Origin of the sequence: Mycobacterium decipiens, assembly GCF_963853665.1 — a bacterium.
Taxonomy (GTDB): Bacteria; Actinomycetota; Actinomycetes; order Mycobacteriales; family Mycobacteriaceae; genus Mycobacterium; species Mycobacterium decipiens.
In genome coordinates this window covers 839,062-859,547 of sequence record NZ_OY970459.1, presented here as the reverse complement: position 1 = coordinate 859,547, position 20,486 = coordinate 839,062, and the positions used below count along the sequence as shown (strand labels likewise).

9 protein-coding genes and 3 pseudogenes are annotated in these 20,486 nt (G+C 61.2%); 6 read left to right on the top strand and 6 right to left on the bottom strand.

What is annotated here, in order from left to right; all coding sequences use genetic code 11:
• Nucleotides 1–364: 364 nt before the first annotated feature.
• From AADZ55_RS03935 to AADZ55_RS03920, 4 genes are all read right to left on the bottom strand, one after another.
• Entirely contained in the window at nucleotides 365–1,390 is a 1,026-nt protein-coding gene (locus AADZ55_RS03935; protein ID WP_085323516.1) for a zinc-binding dehydrogenase, read from the bottom strand.
• A gap of 108 nt (nucleotides 1,391–1,498) precedes the next feature.
• Nucleotides 1,499–2,995 (bottom strand): flavin-containing monooxygenase, encoded by a 1,497-nt coding sequence (locus AADZ55_RS03930; RefSeq protein WP_085323517.1) that lies wholly within the window; start codon nucleotides 2,993–2,995, stop codon nucleotides 1,499–1,501.
• 128 nt (nucleotides 2,996–3,123) lie between these two features.
• Nucleotides 3,124–4,497 carry an aminotransferase class I/II-fold pyridoxal phosphate-dependent enzyme gene (locus AADZ55_RS03925; RefSeq protein ID WP_085323518.1) on the bottom strand — a complete coding sequence of 458 codons (1,374 nt, stop codon included), beginning with the start codon at nucleotides 4,495–4,497 and terminating at the stop codon, nucleotides 3,124–3,126.
• Nucleotides 4,494–10,925 (bottom strand): type I polyketide synthase, encoded by a 6,432-nt coding sequence (locus tag AADZ55_RS03920; RefSeq protein ID WP_341286265.1) that lies wholly within the window; start codon nucleotides 10,923–10,925, stop codon nucleotides 4,494–4,496. Before AADZ55_RS03920 ends, AADZ55_RS03925 begins: the two co-directional genes overlap by 4 nt.
• A 750-nt stretch (nucleotides 10,926–11,675) precedes the next feature.
• Between AADZ55_RS03920 and AADZ55_RS03915 the strand changes: the two are divergent.
• The 6 genes and pseudogenes from AADZ55_RS03915 to AADZ55_RS03895 form a co-directional block, all read left to right on the top strand.
• Nucleotides 11,676–11,926, top strand: a pseudogene (locus AADZ55_RS03915) (IS5/IS1182 family transposase); the annotation flags it as partial.
• Nucleotides 11,927–12,100: 174 nt separating this feature from the next.
• Nucleotides 12,101–12,944: pseudogene (locus AADZ55_RS03910) on the top strand (FAD-containing monooxygenase EthA); the annotation flags it as partial.
• A gap of 298 nt (nucleotides 12,945–13,242) precedes the next feature.
• Complete coding sequence (locus tag AADZ55_RS03905) at nucleotides 13,243–15,486, top strand: MMPL family transporter (protein WP_085323522.1); 2,244 nt, start codon at nucleotides 13,243–13,245, stop codon at nucleotides 15,484–15,486.
• Between the two features lie 386 nt (nucleotides 15,487–15,872).
• Nucleotides 15,873–16,490, top strand: coding sequence for a TauD/TfdA dioxygenase family protein (locus AADZ55_RS03900; protein ID WP_085323523.1), 618 nt, complete (start codon nucleotides 15,873–15,875; stop codon nucleotides 16,488–16,490).
• Nucleotides 16,478–16,603, top strand: coding sequence for a TauD/TfdA family dioxygenase (locus AADZ55_RS23460; protein ID WP_085323524.1), 126 nt, complete (start codon nucleotides 16,478–16,480; stop codon nucleotides 16,601–16,603). The genes AADZ55_RS03900 and AADZ55_RS23460 overlap by 13 nt, the downstream gene beginning before the upstream one ends.
• Nucleotides 16,604–17,028: 425 nt before the next feature.
• Nucleotides 17,029–17,592 (top strand): annotated as a pseudogene (locus AADZ55_RS03895) (peroxiredoxin); the annotation flags it as partial.
• Between the two features lie 78 nt (nucleotides 17,593–17,670).
• Here the strand turns inward: AADZ55_RS03895 and AADZ55_RS03890 are convergent.
• Both AADZ55_RS03890 and AADZ55_RS03885 read right to left on the bottom strand, forming a co-directional pair.
• On the bottom strand, nucleotides 17,671–19,230 hold the full coding sequence (locus AADZ55_RS03890) for an MCE family protein (RefSeq protein WP_085323526.1): 1,560 nt from the start codon (nucleotides 19,228–19,230) through the stop codon (nucleotides 17,671–17,673).
• 3 nt (nucleotides 19,231–19,233) lie between these two features.
• The gene (locus tag AADZ55_RS03885; protein ID WP_207569008.1) at nucleotides 19,234–20,376 is read right to left on the bottom strand and encodes a virulence factor Mce family protein; all 1,143 of its coding nucleotides are present in this window, start codon (nucleotides 20,374–20,376) and stop codon (nucleotides 19,234–19,236) included.
• Between the last annotated feature and the right edge of the window lie 110 nt (nucleotides 20,377–20,486).

The window sequence follows — 20,486 nt, the reverse complement described above, 5'->3', positions numbered from 1 at the left end:
GTCGCGCAGCAGTGCCCAGAGCACGTCGACGAGGCGACGGGCGAGAGCTAGGAGCGCCTGGGTATGGATGAATTGTTCGCCGCGTTTGCGGTCGTAGACCTGCCGCGAAGGGCCGGGAGCTCGGATGGCCGACAGTGCGGCCATGTAGAACGCTCGGCGCATCGCTGGCTCTGGCCGACTCCGAATTCGGGCCTTCAAGCCACCGACGGACAACCGACTGACTGCCGGGACGCCGAACACGCCCGCACCGATCATCACCAGCAGGACTACGAAGACGACCCGCCGTGGCGCGGCGATGGGTAGCGGGCGGCTTGGACTCGGCGCACGATAATCAACGCGGTCACAATGTGTGTCGCGCAAGCGACTACGGCTTGAGCAAGATCTTCACGTTGTCGCCCGATCGCGACTGGGCTGTCGCGTAACCCTTGGCCGCTTCGTCCAACGGCAGCGTCGTCGTGAAGATGCCGTCGATGTCCAGCCGCCCTGACTGAAGTAGCGGAATCAATTCTGGCCAGGTGCGCTGCACCGGCGCGGTGGTCATTCGCAGTGTGATGCTGCGTAGCACACAGGTGGTGGCGGGAAGGGGGAACGGCTGCAGATCGTGCATGCCCACCACCGACACGGTCCCGCCGGGCCGTGCCGCATTGAGCGCGTCGGTCATCGATGCGCTGCTGCCGACTGCGTCAATCACCGAATCGGCGCCTTGGCCGCCCGTCGCGGCGATGATGCGCTCAGCGGCCGGCGATCTGACCGGCGTGGCACCATACCCGGCGGCGCGGTCCAGCCGCCCGCCGACCCGATCGACAGCGAAAACGGTTGCGGCGCCCTGTACGAACGCACTGCGCAGCGCGCACAATCCCACCGCACCCAGACCGATCACCGCGACCGTGCCACCTAACGGAATGTCGGCTCGCTTGGCAGCTGCCCAGCCGGTGACGAGGTTATCGGTGAGGAGCAGCGCCTGCTCGTCGCTTATCGATTCGGGGATCTTCATCACCTGAAAATCGGCGACGGGTACCGCGAGTAGGTCGGCCTGCGCACCGCCGAGTGCACCAGCACCGAAGATTCGCAGGCCGCCATGGCACAGGACGGGGTCGCGGGTCGCGCAGCCCGGGCAAACGCCACAGCCAACTACCGAAGACACCATGACCCGGTCGCCCACCTTGAGGCTGCGAACTTGCGGTCCAGCCTCCACCACAGTGCCCACCGCTTCGTGTCCGACGGCCAATGGCTCGCCGACCGGGTATTCACCCCCGTAGAAATGCAAGTCTGATCCACAGATGCCGGCCGCGGTGACGGCGACGACCGCCCCGTCAGGCCCGGGAAGGGCTGGGTCGGGGCGGGTTTCGACCCGGACTCTGCGCGGCCCTTCGATGACTACAGCGCGCATGTCAGTGTGCTCACTTCCTCTGTTGCAGAATGTATTTGGTTGAGTTTCACGGTCCCGGGCCTGGATATCGGCGAAGCGCCACAGGCTAATGGCGCAGCCAACTATCGATTAGCGCAGCTGTGCGGCCGACCGCTCCGGGGCCCTCTCGAACCGTAGGCTCTCGTCGGCAACCTTGCGGTGGCGGATCAACTGGAGATCACGCAAGTAGTTCTGGTGCATCCGCCACGGACTGCGCGAACCTTGCTTGGGCATCCATCCTAGTACGCGTAGCACATAACCTGGGACGAAATCCTCGATGAAAGGGCGCTCTTCGACGTCGGTGGCTGGATGCTCAGCCACAACTTTCTCAAAGCCATTGGCGTCCATGTATTCGAGCAGACGGCACACGAATTCCGATGTCAGGTCGGCCTTCAAGGTCCACGACGAATTGATGTAACCGAACGCGTAGGCCATGTTGGGCAACCCGGTGAGCATCGTGCCTTTGTAGGTCATCGTCTGAGCCAACTCCACGGGTTGACCGTCGACCGTGACCGAGCTGCCACCGAGAAGCTGAAGGTTCAATCCGGTAGCGGTCACGATGATCTCCGCGGGCAGCTCACGCCCCGAGTCGAGCAGGACCCCGGTTGCGGTGAACCGTTTTATGGTGTCGGTGACTACCTCCGTCTGTCCCTGCCGGATGGCGCGGAACAGGTCCCCGTTAGGTGCCGCACACAGTCGCTGGTCCCACGGATTGTAGTGCGGTCCAAAGTCTTTGATCACGTCATACCCTGCGGGAAGTTGGCGCCGGCACAGCTGAATCAGCTGCGTCCGCATGCGGTGCGGCCACTGCCGGCAGGCCCAGTACAACGCCGTCCGCTGCAAAATCCGCTTCCATCGAACTGCTGCGTAAGCGTTGTTCTCGGGCAGCCAACGCATGAGCCTTTCGGCGATGGCGTCTCGCGCGGGTTCAGACTTGATGTAGGTGGGCGAGCGTTGCAGCATGGTGACGTGCTTGGCGCCCGAGTCCGCTAGCGCGGGAACCATCGTAACCGCCGTGGCGCCGCTCCCTATCACGACGACGTCCTTGCCGACGTAGTCAAGGTCCTTGGGCCAGTGCTGCGGGTGGATGATCGGCCCGTTGAAGGCTTCGGTACCCGCGAAATAGGGTGAGTAGCCTTGGTCGTAGTTGTAGTAACCGCTACACATGAAAAGGAATGAGCAGGAGATCGTGACCGAGGAAGCGATCCTACTTCCCGGCTTCGCGCATTGGGCGCGCACAATCCAGCGGTTCTCTGCACTGCGCCAGTCGGCCTTGATCACCTTGTGGTTAAAGCGGATGTGCTTGTCGATGTCGCCTACTGCAGCTGTTTGCTTGACATAGTCGAGTATGGCACTGCCCTCGGCAATGGCTTGTCCCTTCCACGGCCGGAAACGGTAGCCAAGCGTGTACATGTCGGTATCAGCGCGTACCCCCGGGTAGCGGAAAAGATCCCACGTGCCGCCTATGTCACCCCGCATCTCCAGAATGGCGTAAGTCTTGGCGGGACAACGCTGTTGCAAGTGCCAGGCCGCGCTGACACCTGAAATGCCCGCTCCGACAATGACGACGTCAAGGCGCTCCATTATCTGACACTCCCGGGTGCTGGTCGATCACCGTTTCGGTCGTCGCCAGGATGTGCTTGTGCATGCATCTCACCGGTGTTGAACGGAGCTGTGAGCCAGAGCATGCGGCACCTCAACGTCGGACAGCGCACTCAGACTGAGACTGTCTCGTCGAGATTCTTGGCCAATTCAACCACCTCAACCAACTGATCAGCCGCGGCTTTCAGTTGATCCTCGGTGTGTTCGCTGGTGATGAAGAAGCGGAGCCGTTCCTGTCCAGGCGCAACCCCTGGCGACAACACGGGGCCGGCGTAAATGCCGCGTTGCAAGAGTAGCGATGAGGCGTATACGACTTTGTTCACGCCGGGGATCATCACCGGACATATCGGGGTGTTCTCCGACAGTCCGAGGTCGATATTGCGTTCACGCAACGTCGAGTTGAACCATTCGGTGTTGCGCCACAGACGTTTCAGTCGCTCGGGCTCGCTCTCGATGACCTCGAGGGCGGTGAGTGCGGCTGCCGCGGCGGTCGGTGGGACACCAACGGTGAGCAGCATTGCGGGAGCAACATGAAGCGCTTCGATCACGTTGGCACTGGCCGCAACGAAGCCGCCGCAACTGCCGAGCCCTTTCGAAAGACTGCCCATCCAGATGTCTGCCGCGTCACCAGGCAGACCGAAGTGCTCACGCACACCGAAGCCGTGGGAACCGAAGATGCCGACCGAATGGGCCTCATCAACCATCACGGCGCAGTCGTATTCACGCGCAACTGCCGAGATTTCCGGGAGTCGGCCGATATCCCCGTCCATGCTGTAAAGGCCTTCGATGACAACGAGCACCCGCTTGAAACGGTCACGCGACGTTCGGAGCACGCCGCGCAGCGACTCGGGGTCGTTGTGTCGAAATGTGATAATCCGAGCGCCTGCCCACCGGGCCCCCGTCACCACGCTGGCATGAATCAGTGAGTCAACTACGAGCGCGTCACCCTCGCTGAGGAGAAAGCCGATGACTCCGGCGTTGGTGATGAACCCGCTGGTCGCGATGATGGCCGCATCCATGTCATACATCTGGGCCAGCCGACTTTCGAGTCGCGGATGCAGTTCGGTCTCTCCGGAGGTGATGCGACTGTTCGATGCCGAGGCGCCATACTGTGCTACCGCATCCTGAACAGCACGAACGACTCTCGGGTGATGGGCCAGGCCAAGGTAGTTGTAGCTGGAGAAGTTGATCAGCTCCCCTTGTGGGCTGTTGATGAGGGCCGTATTCGGGGTCGTCCTGGGCAGAAACAGCGGGTTCGGCATTCCGGTCGGCTCCCACAACGCGCGCCTCTGCGCGTTGAGTTCGCAGACGGCCACCACCCCGGGGTGGTCGCTGAACCGTTTGCGTGGACCTGGCGATGGGGCCGTCCGGGGCGCGGGTCGAGGTGTCGTCGATGCTGGCGCAGGGCTTGGATTGGCGCCGCGCTGCGCGAGCAGCCTGCTGGCCATATCGCGCAGCGCGGCGTCATTGCTTCGATCTCGTGTCATGACCGGACTCCGGACACAATCGTTGCAGCCAACTCTGCGCCGGCTTTGCGCAGGCTATAGCTGGGTCCGAGCATCAGCGTATTCAATGACACGCCGAGCGACTCACCGGTACGGGCGCTGAATTCCACGGCCATAAGTGAGTTCAACCCGAGTTCCATCACCGGTAGGTCGATATCGATAGAGTCAGTAGCCACGCCCATCACGGTGGCGAGCTGCTCGGCGAGCATCAAACCGACTACCACGCTGCGCTCGTCCTCATCGAGAGCCTTAAGGTCGGCGCGCAATCGGTCGAATGCGGAGTGCGACTCATTGGCCGTAGAGATCATCGTCGAAGTGCGGAGCAGATGCTTGAAGTGGCTCAACACCGTGCCGATCTGCGACCAATTAATCGAAATGATCGATGCTTGCGTGACGCCCAACCGCAGTGCTTCCTCCAGGTAGATCGGGCCGTCGTCCATGTCGATTGCGTCGACACCACAAAGAATCATGTACTTCTCCAGATCTTTGTCGGTGGCCATACCGCCGCCCGTTCCTGACATGTGTCCCCAGCCGATGCATAGTGTCGGCTGTCCTTCACGGGCAATCGATTCCGAAAGAGCCTGCACGGCAAAGTTGGCCGCAGCGTAGCTGTACTGTCCGAGCAGACCCAGCATCGCACTGGATGAGGAATAGAACACAAACTGGTCGAGTGTGATGCCCGCGGCCTTGACGGCCGACCAGAGAGCACGCCCTCCGGTGACCTTGACCTCGTATACACGTTTGAGGTCGGCCATGCCGATATCAGCGATGCGCTGGTCGGCGATGGTGCCCGCAGCGTGGAAGATTCCGCGCAGCGCGTGGTCACTGTTCTTGCAACGATCAATCAGGGCGGCCACTGCGGAAGTGTCGGTCAGATCGACCAGCTCCTCGGTGACATCGATTCCTGCGGTTCGCCACTGTGCAATCTGCCTACGTGCCAGCTCGGTGCTCGCACCGCTCCTGCCGACCAGAGTGAGGTGCCGGGCGCCCCGCCTAACCAGCCATCGACCGGTTGCCAGACCGAAGCCTCCGAACCCGCCAGTGATCAGGTAGGAAGCTTGCGGATCAATCACGACTTCGCGCCACGCGGCCTTGACCGGTGCGGTGTTTTCGGCAAGGCGAATTGCGACGCGGCTAGGTCGGCTGGAGCGGAACACTTCTTCGAATGCCCGGCCAACGTCGGCTGGTTCGAACACCTCTGCTGGAAGCGGTTGGTAAATCCCGCTGATCAGTTTGTTGAAGATCTCGACCACCATGTTCATGATGCGAGGCGCATCCCAGCCGACCATACGATCGATGTCGATCTGGAAATACGTGATGTTCTTGTCGAAAACCGCCATGTCCAAGACGCTGTGGCCGTAGATGTCGGCTTTGCCGACTTCGATTATCCGACCGACCTCGCTGATGGCATCGAAATTGTGGCGAAGGATCTCCCCGGGCGCGCTGCTGACGATCACATCGACGCCACGGCCATTCGTCAGTTCCTGAACATCGTCGACAAAATCGAGGGTGCGCGAGTCGACCATGTAGTCGGCGCCCAAGGCAAGTCCGAACTCACGCCGCTCATCGGTGCTCGCCGTACCAATCACCGTCGCACCGTGTAGTTTCGCAACCTGAATTGCCGCCTGACCGACACCGCCGGCCGCGCCGTGAATCAGCACCGTCTCACCAGGCTGCAGTCGGCCCAACGCCAGCAGCGAGTGCTCAGCGGTGATGAACGCGGTCATGCTGCTGGTGAACAGCGAGTGGGACTGGTTATCGGCGGAGATCGGCAACTTGACGCACAGCGTCGCATCAGCGATCTGATAACGGACGAGCATGCCTTTGGTGAGGGTGACAACCGTGTCACCGACTTGCAGGTCACCCGCTTGCGGTCCGACGCGGGTAACTACTCCAACGCCCTCCATCCCTAACTCGGTGCCGAAATGCGTACCTTCCAGATCCCTGGAGCCGAGTAGTCCGACTACCTTGACGGAGTCCTTGTAGTTCAAGCCGACCATGTGCATCTGCACTTCGACTTCGCCGATCCCCGGTTCTGGCCGCGGGCAGCGTCGCCAACTGACTTCGGACAGAATCCGCGATTTGGGGACATCGATTCTGAAGTTGGCCTCTGGGTCTGTCAATTCATGCTTTTCTGCCATCGTTTCAAGCTGCTGCCGCAAGGTCCGTGCTACGACGACAGACCACCGTAGGCCGCCGCGCAAGATGATCTCGTCGGTCTTGTCCTCAGAGAAGGCGCCTGGAACAACGAGCTCGGACATAAGCTCAGCGAGCGTCGTATCGGGTGCCACGTCTATCAGACGCCAGCGCAACCTCGGCTGTTCAGCGACCAGGGAGCGTCGTGCTCCGGCGAGAGCAGCGTGGCTCACATTCGGTGCGCAAATATCGTTGGGGTGCGTGAGGGCTTGTTCGGTGATCAGGCTGACAGAGAAGGTCTCGTCACCTAGCACCTCCAGTCCCTCAGCTTCTCCCTCACCGTGGTCGCCCCTCTCCTCCTCAAAGAACTGCTCAGTGGCGATGGCGATTCGCTTGAGCGTCCACAACGCATCGGTGTCGTCAGTGAAGCTTCCCGCAACAACACAGACGTGCGCTCTCGGCAAACCCGATGACATCGTCCGAAGTCCTTCGACGAGGTCGGATTCGAAATCCAGTGTGTCGGTGCAGTTGTGATAGACGGCGTGCGGTAGAGCCTCGGCCAGCTGCTTTACCCGCGGGCTGGGATCGCCAAGTGCCAAGACCATTGTCGCAGTTTGCTCTTGGGACGGCAGTGTTGCCACGTTCAGCTCGTCACAGAGCTCCCACACCTCTTCGTGAAAGAGTGGGTCAAGACGGTCCATTGGCTCCTGAGGTGTGATGGAACCGAATTGGACACCCGAAAGCTGAACGCAAGCAGTCTGTTCCGCGTCAAGTATCACGATGTCGAAGCGCAGCGGGTCGGTGTGATGCTGGGTGGTGACCACCTCGACATGGTCGGGCAGCGGGCCGAAGACACGCACCTTGTCGACTCCGATCGGGACAATGGCCCCAAGCGTTCGACCAACGGACTGCTCGATGAGAGGGGAGATAGTGTGGAAGGCAGCATCAATGACGCCGGGGTGTACGAGGTGCTTTGCGGTATCCTCATCCGATTTTGCATCCAAAGTGCCGACTGCCTGGGTGGAGTTCGCCCGCAGTGATGTGACGCGCTGGAAGTTGGGACCGTAGTTCATCCCGTTTCGCGACATGGCGGCGTACAACTCGCCTGGACCTATCTCGACCATGCCGATGGCATCGGGGATGGAATGCTGTGTAGCTACGCACTTTCCATCGACTAGCCGGCCGGTTGCGTGGGTGGTCCAGATGGTGCCGGTGCCCGCACGAGATTTGATGGTGAAACGGCGGGTTGCCTCGTCGACTTCGGTACGCAACACGGTGGCGTCAGCCGGGTCGAAGAACAGCGGAGAGGCAAAGCGAACGTCATCAGCTATCGCCGATTCGGTCCCGGCACGTACAGCTGCCGCGCTCAATGCTGCATCCAGGTACGCCGTGCCGGGCAGTAGGCACGCGTCGTTGACGACGTGATCGGCAAGCCACGGCAGTGTCTGCCCGCTGACGTGCAACTCCCACACCGATGAACGGTCAAGGTCGGGGTCGCCCAGCATCGAGTAGTTGCCCGGCGTGCCGAACTTCATCTGCTCGAATACGGCCAGCTCCTTGTGAAGCCGCTGGCGCTGCCAGGGATAGCTGGGAAGCTTAAAGAACGGACTGATTTCTGTGCACAGAGCTGTCGCGTCAAGCGAACCGGCGTTGTAGAGTTCGGCAAGTGTCTGCCGGAGGCTGTCAGCATCTGGCCGAGTGCGATCCAGGGTCGGGATCGACACCCCGATTTCGTGGCCTTTCAGTAAGACCTCGCGGATATTCGCTGACAACGCCGGATGGGGTCCGACTTCCAGAAAGACCCGATGGCCGTCGCCCACGAGCGTCTTGATTGCATCGGCGAAACGAACCGGCTCACGTACGTTTGCACACCAGTAGTCGGCATCCAGGAGGCCAGTGGCCAATTCGCCTGTGACTGTCGAGTACAGCGGGATTCGAGGCTGCTGTGGCGCGAGATTGGCGAGCTCGGCCCGCAGTTCATCGAGGATGGGATCCATGCGGTGGCTGTGATACGGTACCTCCACACGCAAACGGCGATTGAAGATGCCCCGCTCAGTGAGAATTTCAGCGAGCGCTTCTAGGTGACTCACTTCGCCGGCAACCGTCACCGCAGATGGGCTGTTCATCGCGGCAACATCAATCTGGAGATCAGCAGGAACCAACTCGCGTAATTCCTTGTACGGCAACCCGACTGCGAGCATACCGCCGGTTCCCGCCGTGGTCGCCTGCAGTCGCGCCCGATGGTGGGTCACCAACAGGGCTTCATGGAGCGACAACGCACCGGCCAAGTAGGCCGCGGGCACCTCGCCCATGCTGTGTCCAACCAAGGCACTGGGTTTGATTCCGTGCTCGGCGAGCTCACACGTCAGTGCCACCTGGAGAAGGAAGGTTGCCGGTTGCGCAATCGCTGTGGACGTGATCTTCGAGTCGTCCTGGGAACGGAACAATTCTTCGATAATGGACCGGCCGGCGATGCTCTGGTAGCACTCGTCGATGCGAGCCGCTTCAGCGGCAAAGACACCTCCCGCATTGAGCAGATCGCGGCCCATGGCCCACCACTGCGTTCCCATTCCGGAGAATACAAAGGCCACGCCCGCGGAGTTGTCAACCACAGAGCTCACCGGACCATCGCCGGTCGAGACCAGCCGCAAGCGCTCGGCGAGATCTGCTGAATCAGCGAAGGTCACCGCCGCTCGATTGCGGTGGTGCGCACGCCGATTCCACGCCGCCTCGATCAGGTCGTGCGGATCGGTACCTGTATCGAGCAGCTCGGCATAGGCACCCGCCAGCTCGCGCGTAGCCGCCTCGCCGCGCGCAGACAGCGGAAAAATCCCGATGTTCTGCCGAGTTGAGGATCGAGGCTTCGGCGCCATCAACTCTGCGATCGGCTCAGTCAGGATCGCATGTGCATTGGTGCCACCGTATCCGAAGCCGTTGACAGCCACGGTCATCCGCTCGACAGCTGAATCGATAGGTTGCGGTTCCACCTGGATCGTCAACTGCAGCTCGTCGAACGCAATCTCTGGATTGGGGTCGCTGAACCAGCCTTGCGGCGGCAGAGTTCGGTTGTGAATGGCCAGTGCGGCCTTGATCACACTGCCGATGCCGGAAGCCGCTTCTGTGTGGCCAAGCGTAGCTTTCAGTGAGCCGACGGCAAGCGGCTTGCTACGCCCTTCAACACAGCCGTATGCGCGTCCGAGCGCGCCCAGCTCAATCGGATCACCGACCGGCGTTCCAGTGCCATGTGCCTCCACATAGGTCACCTCGTGCGGGGCGAAGCCAGACCGGGCACATACCGAACGGGCCAGCGTCTCCTGCGCATCGCCGTTCGGGACGGTCATCACGTTGGTGCGCCCGTCTTGATTGGAACCGGTCGCTGCGACGACCGCATAGATGCGGTCGCCATCACGTACAGCGTCCTCGAGTCTGCGCAGTAGGACCATGCCGGCACCCTCGCCACGGCCATAGCCGTCACCGATAGCGGAGAATGACTTGCTGCGCCCGTCGGCCGCCAGGAATCCGCCTTTGCACATCGACACAAACATTTCCGGCTGCAACATCACGTTGACGCCGCCGGCGAGAGCCATTTCGCAATCGCCGCTCGCGACAGCTTGGCAAGCCAGGTGGAAGGCAACAAGCGACGACGAACACGCGGTGTCGACCGTCAGGGCAGGCCCCATCAAGTTGAGCGCAAAAGACAGCCGATTCGACAACATGGTGAAGGAGGCGGCGGTCGAAGTGTTCATGTCGAAGTGAGGGATTACCGGGATGGCCATGGTGGTAACCGAGAAATCGACGTTGAATGCACCGACATAGACACCCACTGAGCTGCCAGCCAGTCGGCCGGCCACACCGGCGTCATCAGCCGCCTCCCAGGCGACCTCCATGATCAAGCGCTGCTGCGGGTCCATGACGGTTGCCTCGCGCGGCGATATCCCGAAGAACTCCGGATCGAACTTCCAGGGATCGCAGGTCAGGAAAGCGCCTCGTTTGGTGTATGACCGTCCGGCAGCACTCTTGTCCGGGTCGTAGAATCGCCGGTAGTCCCAGCGATCGGCGGGGATGTCAACGATGGCATTGTCTTTCTTGTTCACCACGAAATCCCAGAAAGAATCCGGTGAATCAATGCCGCCGGCATACCGACATCCGATTCCGACAATCGCAATACGGCTCATTGCACTCTCCTCAGGCTGAAAGATTATTGACAAAATGATCGGTAATGGGGTAAGCGTGCTTGCATCGCTTTTCGCCGCCCCACCCGAGAATGCGGCCATAACGAACTTACCTGCGCCGGCTGCTGAACCATCGCGGGTCAGTTTGGGATGACGGGCCTGATGATCAGCGTCAATTTGCGTTGATATAAGGAAGTCAGGCCGCGCGGAAGTCGCGGTGAAGCGTTAACGTCAAGGGAAGGCGAGGCGGGCCGCAGAGAGCAATTCTCCTCCGGGCTGAACCCCACCAGTCTCATGCTAAACGGTCGAAATGATGCACTGCCTCCTCGATGTGTTCTATTTGAAGAGCGTCCATTGTGGCCCATTGTGCGTAACCCATGAGAATGAGGACTCACGAACCGTGCATGCCGAAAGACTCTCCAGTGAGTCGGGCCCTAGCGCTGGTCTCAGCCGCGATGAGCTGAGCGCAATGGGTCGCGTGGCTTGGAATCCGCAGCGGCCCTGGTTGGCAGAGTAGATTAAGACAGCGACCGTTGTCAACGGTGATTGACAATCAATGTCAGTTGACAAAGTGGTACTGTGACCCACGTGGTCAATAGGTCATACATCGTCGAGTCATTGACCTCGTCGCTGGTAAGCCGGGCGGCCACTCAGGTGTCCATGGCAAATTGTTGCGCCACAAGCCTTATCGCCGCACGAAGTCAGTCAACCATCCGGCCGGCGGCGCCGGCGCCGGCCAACTCCATGATGGGGCTACGTCTTGCTTCGGTTCGTACTTGGAACGTGTCTTACGTGGCCAATGTGGTTTGTGTTGATAGTGGGACGAGCAAAGATGAGTCGAATTCGCATTTGGTGTCAGCTGAGTTGTGCGAGTTGATTAGTGAGCTGATTCCCCGACTTCGAGCGCGCCCTCAGGGTGGTGGCGCCGGAGTCTTCGATGCGATTCACCGGCAGATGCTCGACCATCGCGGGGGGCCGGCGACCTGAACTGGTCGGCGGCAATCCTCGACGCGGCCAATGTCCGAGCAAAAGGCGGGATCACCCTGACGGGCCCCAACCTAGTCGATCGTGGCAAAGCAGGTTCGAAGATGCACGTTATCGCCAATGCCAAACCCCACGTATCGCCCGAAAGGCCATTACATACGCCACGGCCGCATCTACCCAGCCGTCCTGCAAACTCACAGCTGCGCTCACTTGCTTCAAGAAACTCCACATCACCACATAGAACATGCTCTTCAAGAAAGGTCCGTTTTGGCTGATCTCAGGGGTCTTGGTGGCTGCAGCGCTCACCGACATACATAATGGATCAACCCGACCGAGACTTCATCGCCGACAAGCTAAATCGCTGGCTGCCTGCGGGCAAGGCCTACGCTGCCGTTCGCTGGAAGCAGTATCGTGCAGAAGGCAGCCGTCTATTGCGCTTGCCGACGGTGGCCACAACGTATGAGGAGACGGCTTATTGAGCTGGCCCGCCGTCAGCTTCCTCAGGGCTATGACGTGAACAAAAACTTTGAGCCGCAATATGACCCATGGAACCAGCGGCGATGTCTGGCGCCCAACGGTGACCTGTTCCGCACGATCCGACAGGGAAAGACCGAGGTAGTCACCGATACAATCAAGCGGCTCACCACAACAGGGATCTTGCTTGACTCGGGGCGTGAGCCGGCAGCAGATATCATCGTTACCGCTACCGGACTGAACCTGCAACTCCTGGGCGGTACGTCGGTAAGTATCGACGGCCAGCCCGTTGACCTTTTCCAAACTATGGCATACAAGGGCATGATGCTCTCGGGTGTGCCGAACATGGCTTTCACGTTCGGCGACACCAATGCATCATGGACAGTGAAAGCCGACTTGGTATCAGAGTTCGTTTGCCGACTGCTGAAGTACATGCACGCCAAAGGCTTTGCAATGGTCGTAGCTGAGCGCCCGGGCACCGACGTCGACGAGCGGCCGATTATCGAGGACTTCACGCCGGGTTATGTTCTACGCGTGCTGGATTGGATGCCAAAGCAAGGCTCGTGTGCCCCGTGGCGGGTATACCACAACTACTTTCGGGACCTCTGGCTGATTCGGCGTGGCAAAATCGCCGAAGAGGATCTGCAGTTCAGAAGAAGGTAGTCTTCTCGGCCATGTCAACGAGATTCTCTCGGTTGGTGCGCGTCTGTTCTTGCGCAAGCGAGGAGCACCGGTCCAAGACCCCACCCACCACGCTGCACCCCCACACCGCCTCGCCTGCAATCGCCAATCCAACGCCAACTGCACTATCGCCGCGAGTTAAGCCGGCACGCCCTGCGGCGCCGCGGCCAACCAGCAAGGGTGACTTTCAACTTCGAAGTTCACCGTTGACCGCGCCATCTGCCAACGAAATTCTCGCCGCACAACAACTAGTCCACAGAATCTGACGGGAAGACCAATCATGCTGCACCGGATCGCGATTCTGGCAACAACAGCGCCCCGGCGCATCCTGGCGGTGGTTACCCTGGTGATGATCGGCGCCGCCGTATTCGGCATACCGGTTATCGACCACCTGTCCGCCGGCGGGTTTGATGACCCGAATTCAGAGTCGACGCGGGCCAGCCAACTGTTGACCGACAAGTTCAACCAAAGTGACCAGCAACTGCTTGTCACAGTAACCGCCCCGCAGGGGGCCACCAGTCCGTTGGCTCGCGCAGTGGCAATCGGCATAGTCGAAAAACTGCGCGCATCATCGTATGTGCTCAGCGTCGCCTCACTGTGGACTCAGCCGGCAACGGCGACATCGGGAATGGTAAGCAAAGACGGCAAAACCGGTCTCATCGTCGCCAACCTTGCGGGTGGGGAGAACACAGCCCCAAAATACGCCAAGGAGCTTTCCGATGACGTGATCACCGATCAGGACGGGCTCGTTGTTCGCGCTGGCGGTGGCGCGATGATTTACGCCCAGGTGAACGATCGAACCGAGCTTGACCTGCTACGCATGGAGTTAATCGCTATCCCGCTCAGCTTTGTCGTCCTCGTCTGGGCGTTCGGTGGGCTGATTGCTGCAGTCGTTCCAATTGGTGTCGGTGTGTTGGCCATCCTCGGCTCACTGTCGGTGCTTCGATTGATTACCTACGCCACCGATGTATCTATCTATGCGCTGAACCTCACCATGGCCATGGGCCTGGCGTTGGCTATCGACTACACCCTGCTGATCATCAGCCGCTACCGCGAGGAACTCGCCGCGGGTTCTACCGGCGACGACGCCATAGCTCGCACCATATTGACTGCCGGCCGCACAGTGGGGTTCTCGGCATTTACCGTCGCCTTGTCGATGGCGGCTTTGACGCTATTTCCAATGTATTACCTGAGGTCGTTCGCCTACGCTGGAATCGCCACGGTGGGGTTCGCGGCGGCGAGCGCAATCATCGCGGCTCCGGCGGCGATTACTCTACTTGGCGACCGGTTGAATGCCTTGGATTTTCGCCGATCGCTGCGGCGTTTGTTGCGGCGTCCGGAGCGCGATCAACGTCCGGTAGAGCAATTCGTTTGGTACCGGTCGAGCAAGTTCGTCTTGCGTCACCGCGTGCCGATAGGAGTGACCGTAGTCGCGGTATTGCTGCTCGCTGGGGTGCCCTTCCTTCATGTCCAATGGGGTTACCCGGATGACCGCGTGCTACCAGCGTCGGCGTCCTCGCGCCAGGTCGGCGACGAGTTGCGCAGCAACTTCACCGACGACAACTCGAAGTCGATTCAAGTCGTTATCCCAGACGCCCATGGCCTGACGGCAGAGCAGCTTGGCCAGTACGCCGCCGCGCTGTCGAGGGTTGACGATGTCTTGGACGTGTCAGCACCGTCGGGAACCTATCGCGACGGCAGAGTCATCGGACCGCCGGAAGCGCCGACCGGCGTTTCCGGCGGTAGCGCCTTCCTCACCGTGAACAGCAAGGCGCCGCTGTACTCCCACGTCTCAGACGCCCAGCTCGATGCGCTGCACGCAGTTACCCCACCGCAGGCACGCAGCGTGGACTTCGGTGGCTTAGCCGAGACCAACCGCGACAGTGTGGACGCTATCCAGGCCCGATTGCCGTCGGTACTGGGCTTCATCGCTGTAGTCACCTTCGCGTTATTGTTTCTGCTCACCGGCAGCATCGTGTTGCCATTAAAGGCGATAATTCTCAATCTCATGTCGCTGACGGCCGTTTTCGGTGCGCTGGTCTGGGTCTTCCAAGACGGACACCTCGGCGCCTTGGGTACGACGTCCACCGGAACGCTAGTAGCCAATCTCGCCGTCTTGTTGTTCTGCATCGCGTTCGGGTTGTCCATGGATTACGAGGTCTTTCTGCTTGCGAGAATCCGCGAGTACTGGTGTGAGTTGAAGCGGGGCATGTCGGCGACGACTCCGCGTGCCATAAACGACGAATCCGTCACCCTCGGAATCGCCTACACCGGTCGTGTGATCACAGCCGCGGCATTGATCATGGCGATCAGCTTTGCCGCACTGACTACGGCCGAAGTCTCGTTCATGCGGATGTTTGGCCTCGGGTTGACGATAGCAGTGCTGGTCGACGCGACCGTGGTACGTATGGTGCTGGTTCCGGCGTTCATGTACATCATGGGCGGATGGAATTGGTGGGCGCCAGCGCCTTTGGTGCGGCTCCACAAACGCATCGGAATCAACGAATATGCAAGCATGCCTTGAACGGTAAGCACGAAGTACTGCACCTGCGAACTTACGGATTCCGCCGGCCCATCTGGATTGCCGGCAGCCCCGCACCAACATGTTCTTCCACCCCCGAGACGCTGCTCCGCAACAACGACGACGAAGACGATCCGCAATAGCACCAGTAGTGATTCGGTGCCGTCAGGCATGGGATTGAGACATGCAGATCGTTCGCCCGCCAACCCGCCCCTCGACATCAGGTTTTGCGGGCGGATGCAACCCGCTCGACGGTTGATGGTGTCTTCTACTATTTTCTACCTGTTCGTTAGTGCGGCTCAAGAAGCGGGTTACATGAGGGTCACTTCATTAGGTCATGGGTTCGGAGCCAGCGTCGATGGAATCGCGCTGCATGAAGTCGGGACCGTGTGCTGATCAACATGCTCTCGTTGCTTGGGGAATGGGGGCTGCTCGTGTTTCCGCGACAGCCGTTGGACGACCGTGATCTGGACGCATTCGCCATTCGGATCGGAAGTCCGGAGGAATCGTCTAGAAAGGTCTGTCTCTCACCCCGCTTCCCGGCGATCGGGTACCTTTCGAATCTGCGGGATGACGACGGCGAACGAATCGGGTTCGCCAGCACCACAACGGACTTCTGGCACTCCGACCAACAACACCGACAGAATCCGGCGACACTCGCCTTCCTGCACTGTCTGGTCCCGTCCATGGCAGGCGGTGCGACAAGTTTCGTGCCCACCGAGGTAGACAAAACAGGGCTCGACTCTGATCTGGTCGATCGGCCGGCCGTTTTACACGATTTGTATGGGCCTGCGTCCGACCATGACAACATTCCAGCGGTCAAGGTCTCCCAGTCGGCGCTTCTGAAAAGCCCCATTTCCCAAAGACGTTTCGCGTACGTCAGCGAGAACATCGTCGAGTTCTTAGGTCTCGGGGAAGAAGGCTCCGCCGTACTCAAGCGGCTGGTGCTCGATCATCTGCTCCACCCGAGTCGGTCTATTCACACGAGTGGTCCATGGGGGATTTGATCCTTTACGACAACGCTCAACTCATGCATCGCCGCGAGCCGTTCGAAGGGCGCCGCTGGTTGAAAACTGCGAAGATCTTTGCCCCGAAGGACAAGTTTGCTGTGCCTACTTGAGCCATCCCGGATACGGTGACTGGCGGCAAAGCCGTGCGGATCGACTGAGGTCTGATACAAGACAGAAGGGTATGCAATGACTGGCAACGCCATCTCGACTCCCACTGGGACGGCTGCTGCTGCTGGAAGCGGTCAGATAGCACCCGTCGTGTCTGCTCGAGTGCCGGCTCACGTGCGACGGGCGCGTGGAGAACATAATCGACCGAAAAGTCTTGCTCGCGGACCTCAGTTGTCTCCCCGCCGCCTCCCCGCGCACCGACCATGGAAGGCCGAGCGTGGCGAACATCCTGCGGTAGATCCCATAGCCAGGGTCCGTCAGTGACGCGGTGGGTAGTCGATCTTCCTAATCACCCGCGGTCTGTGCGACAGGACTCGACACATTCGAGCTCGAACCCACGGTGTCGGCTGCACGAGGAGAACAGCTAATGGACTTTTTGAGTCCGCTCCCGAACCTGCCCGTACCCGAGGATGATGGAGCCGCGGACCAGCTTCCCGGCCGGGCTATTCCCTGCCTGGCACTGGCGAGCACCGCGGGCGAGATAATCACCCTCGACGCGTTGGGGACAGGTCGCACCGTGATTTTCATCTATCCCAAGATCGGCCGCCCCGGCATCGATCCGCCCGAGGGCTGGGATTCGATTCCCGGGGCGCGCGGTTGCACTCCCGAGTCGTGCGGCTTCCGCGATCACTACGGGGAGCTTCTAAACGCCGGTGCCACACGTGTATTCGGGCTGTCCAGCCAAGAAACCGATTACCAGCAGGAATCTGTCGAAAGGCTGCATCTACCCTTCGACATGCTCTCCGACCCGGCGCTAAAGCTTGCCATTGAGCTTGAGCTGCCCACATTCGAAGCTGGCGGGCCGACGCTCTACAAGCGACTGACACTAATCGTCCGTGGCGGGCTGATCGAGCACGTGTTCTACCCAGTCTTTCCGCCCGGTGAGCATGCCCAGCAGGTGCTGGGATGGCTCAAGGCCAACCCAGACTAGCCGCCTCGACGAGGGCCGCGTCGGCGATTCCGGCGCCGGCGCCAGCCCGCAAAGCGACTCCTACTCGAGCCCCGAGGATCACACCGCTTCAGCGGCCGGTGCCAGCATCTGCTTCCACCCGTCGTCTCCGACCTGATTCGAGTTCTCCACGGAATACACCACACCGTCGGGTGCGACGACCGTCCCGCTCTGCACGTCATACAGGGTGGTCGGAGCCGCACTCGGGGTATAGATGCACGGGTTGGGTTGCTGCCCGTTGCACTGGACGGTGCCCGACCCGGGTCGCTGCAACGGGTCGCTGACCGGCGGCGGTGTGCCTGGCAGCCGATCGGCGGGCACCGGGTTGAGGCCATTGTTGACCGACGGCGCCGGGATCACCTGGCCCGGCTTCACCGGCTGGTCACAACGCGCGGCCGGCCCGGGGCAGGTGAGGATCTGGTTCGGGTCCCCGTACCAGGGGTTGGTACCCATCGGCACATAGGGCTCGTCGCTGCGGCACTCCCGCGGGGTCGCCGCCCGCTTGCCGGGCACGTCCACACACGGGTAGTTGCGTGCTCCACGAACCACATTCGTCGCGTCCATGGGGATCTTGCAGTAGGTGCCCTTGGGCAGCGGCGCCGTGCTGGTGTCCGCCGGAGCCCGCCACTCCGATGCCGGCAGGAAGCCGGTCAGGCACGGCGGTGGTTGGTTGAACGCGATGGCACCGATGCCCAGGCCTGCCTGGCCGGGAAATTCCGAGGTAACCGACTGGGCGATCGCCGCGGACTGCGGCAAGAACACCAACGCCTGCTCGACGCCATTGTGGTAGCGCTTGAGCATGTCGAGCACGACCTCAAGATTGGCCAGCGTCTGCGGCAGCCCCTCCCGCACGTCGCTGAACGTGGCGTTGACCTGATCGGCAGTCGGCGCCGTGTTGGCCAGGATGCTTCGCACCGCTTCATCCTGCCGCGCGGTTTGCACGGCCAGAGTGTTGAGGTTGGCGGCCCAGCGGCCGATCTCGTCACCGGAGTTGACCTGGCTGTCGATGATGGGTGCCGACCGCTCGATGATGTCGTCGATGTCGTCGATGCTGCCCCTGAAGTCGTGGGCGATCGCACCGGTGGCGTCGACCAGGCGCTTGAGCGATGCGCCCAGCCCACCCACCGCCTCCGACGTCTCGTGCAGCAGCGCGGCGATCTTGTCTTTGGGCAGCACCGCCAATCCGCGGTTGGCGGCATCCAGCGCCGGGCCGATCCGGCTGGGAACCGTGCTGTCGGTGATCGTCTGCCCGTCGCGGATGTATGGACCGCGGGAGCGGGTCGATACCAGGTCAATGAACTGCTCGCCGACCGCCGACACCGAGTGCACATTGGCCGACGCGTCGGTCGGGATCTGATAGCCGTCGTCGATACTCATCGTCGCGAGTGCGCCCCGCTCGGTCGGTTCTACGCCGGTGACCTTCCCGATGGTGATGCCCCGATAGGTGACGTTGGCGGTTCGGTACAGGCCCCCGGACTGAGGCAATTCGGCATAGACCGTGTATTGACCGATGCCGACAAGTTTGGGTATCCGCAAGTAGTACCAGCCCAGGACCACCACCGCGGCCACCGCCAACAGCGTCAACAACAACAGCTGGGTCTTGATAAAGCGAGTCAGCATCTCTCACTCACTCCTGTCCACCAGCGGCCCGCCCGGGGCGTTGTTCGGGTTCGGCGTATAGCGGACATCCGGGATCATGGTGTCCGGATCGCGTCCCCATGACTGCTCGAGCGCTCGCAACATCCCCGAAAGGCCCGTTCCACTCAGCATCGCGTTATCGATGGAGGAAAGCGTCAGGTCGAGCACGCCCGACACGTTGACGTAGTCACCGCGGATCACGTTGGACACCTCGTCGATATTGAACGGCGCGGTGAGGCCCAACTTCAGCGCACCGACCACATACGGCGAGGCCCGGCCGAGTTGCTTGAGCGGTCGCTGCAGCGACTGCAGACTCTGGTGCAGGTTGGGCTGGGTGTCGGCCAGCGCCCGGTTGGCAGCGTCGCTGAACCGCCCCAGGGATTCGGTGGCATCGGCGAACAGCTCGCGTGTGTCGGCGAAATGCTCGATCAGCGGTGGGATGTCGGTGAGCACCCGATCCAGGGTGTCGTTGCGGCTCGCGACGATACTCAGCAGTTGGTTGGTCGAATCGATTGCGCGGGTGAGATCGGCGCGTTGTCGATTCAGCTCGGCGGTGAATGTGTCCAGCCGCTTGAGGAATTCGCGGAACTGGTCGACGCGGCCGTCAAGAATGTTGAGGACCTCGGTTTGAATCACGTCGAGGTTGCCGATGCCGCCACCAGTGAGGATCACCGCGACGCTGGCCAACGTCCGTTCGACGGTGGGGTAGGCCGAGGAGTTCTTCAAGCCAATGGTGTCGCCGTTCTTCAGCGGTTGCGGTGACGGGTCCGGCGGCGCGGCCAGCTCGACGTGTTGCGTGCCCAATAGGCTGGTCTGGCCGACCTTTGCGGTCGCGTTTGCCGGCAGCTTCACGGTCGGATCAAGGTTCAGCGTCAGGGTCGCGATCCAGTTCTTCAGCCTGATATCGCGCACCGTGCCGACCCATACATCGGCGACCCTCACCCGGCTGTTGGTGTTCAGCGCCAGCGTGTCGGGCATCTGGACATAGATCGTCAGGCGATCCGGACCCGTGCCACGGCCAATCGGCAGCGGTACGTTGGCGATGCCACGCCAGGCGCACGAACTCAGCACCACCGGGGCCAGCAAGAAGGCCAATACGAATACCAGTCCGCGGCGTCGGGCGCTCACGCCGCGCCGCGGTGACCATCGGTTCGGCTTGCCGCTCGCGCGTTCCACGCTCACGCCGCGCCGCGGTGACCATCGGTTCGGCTTGCCGCTCGCGCGTTCCACGCTCACGC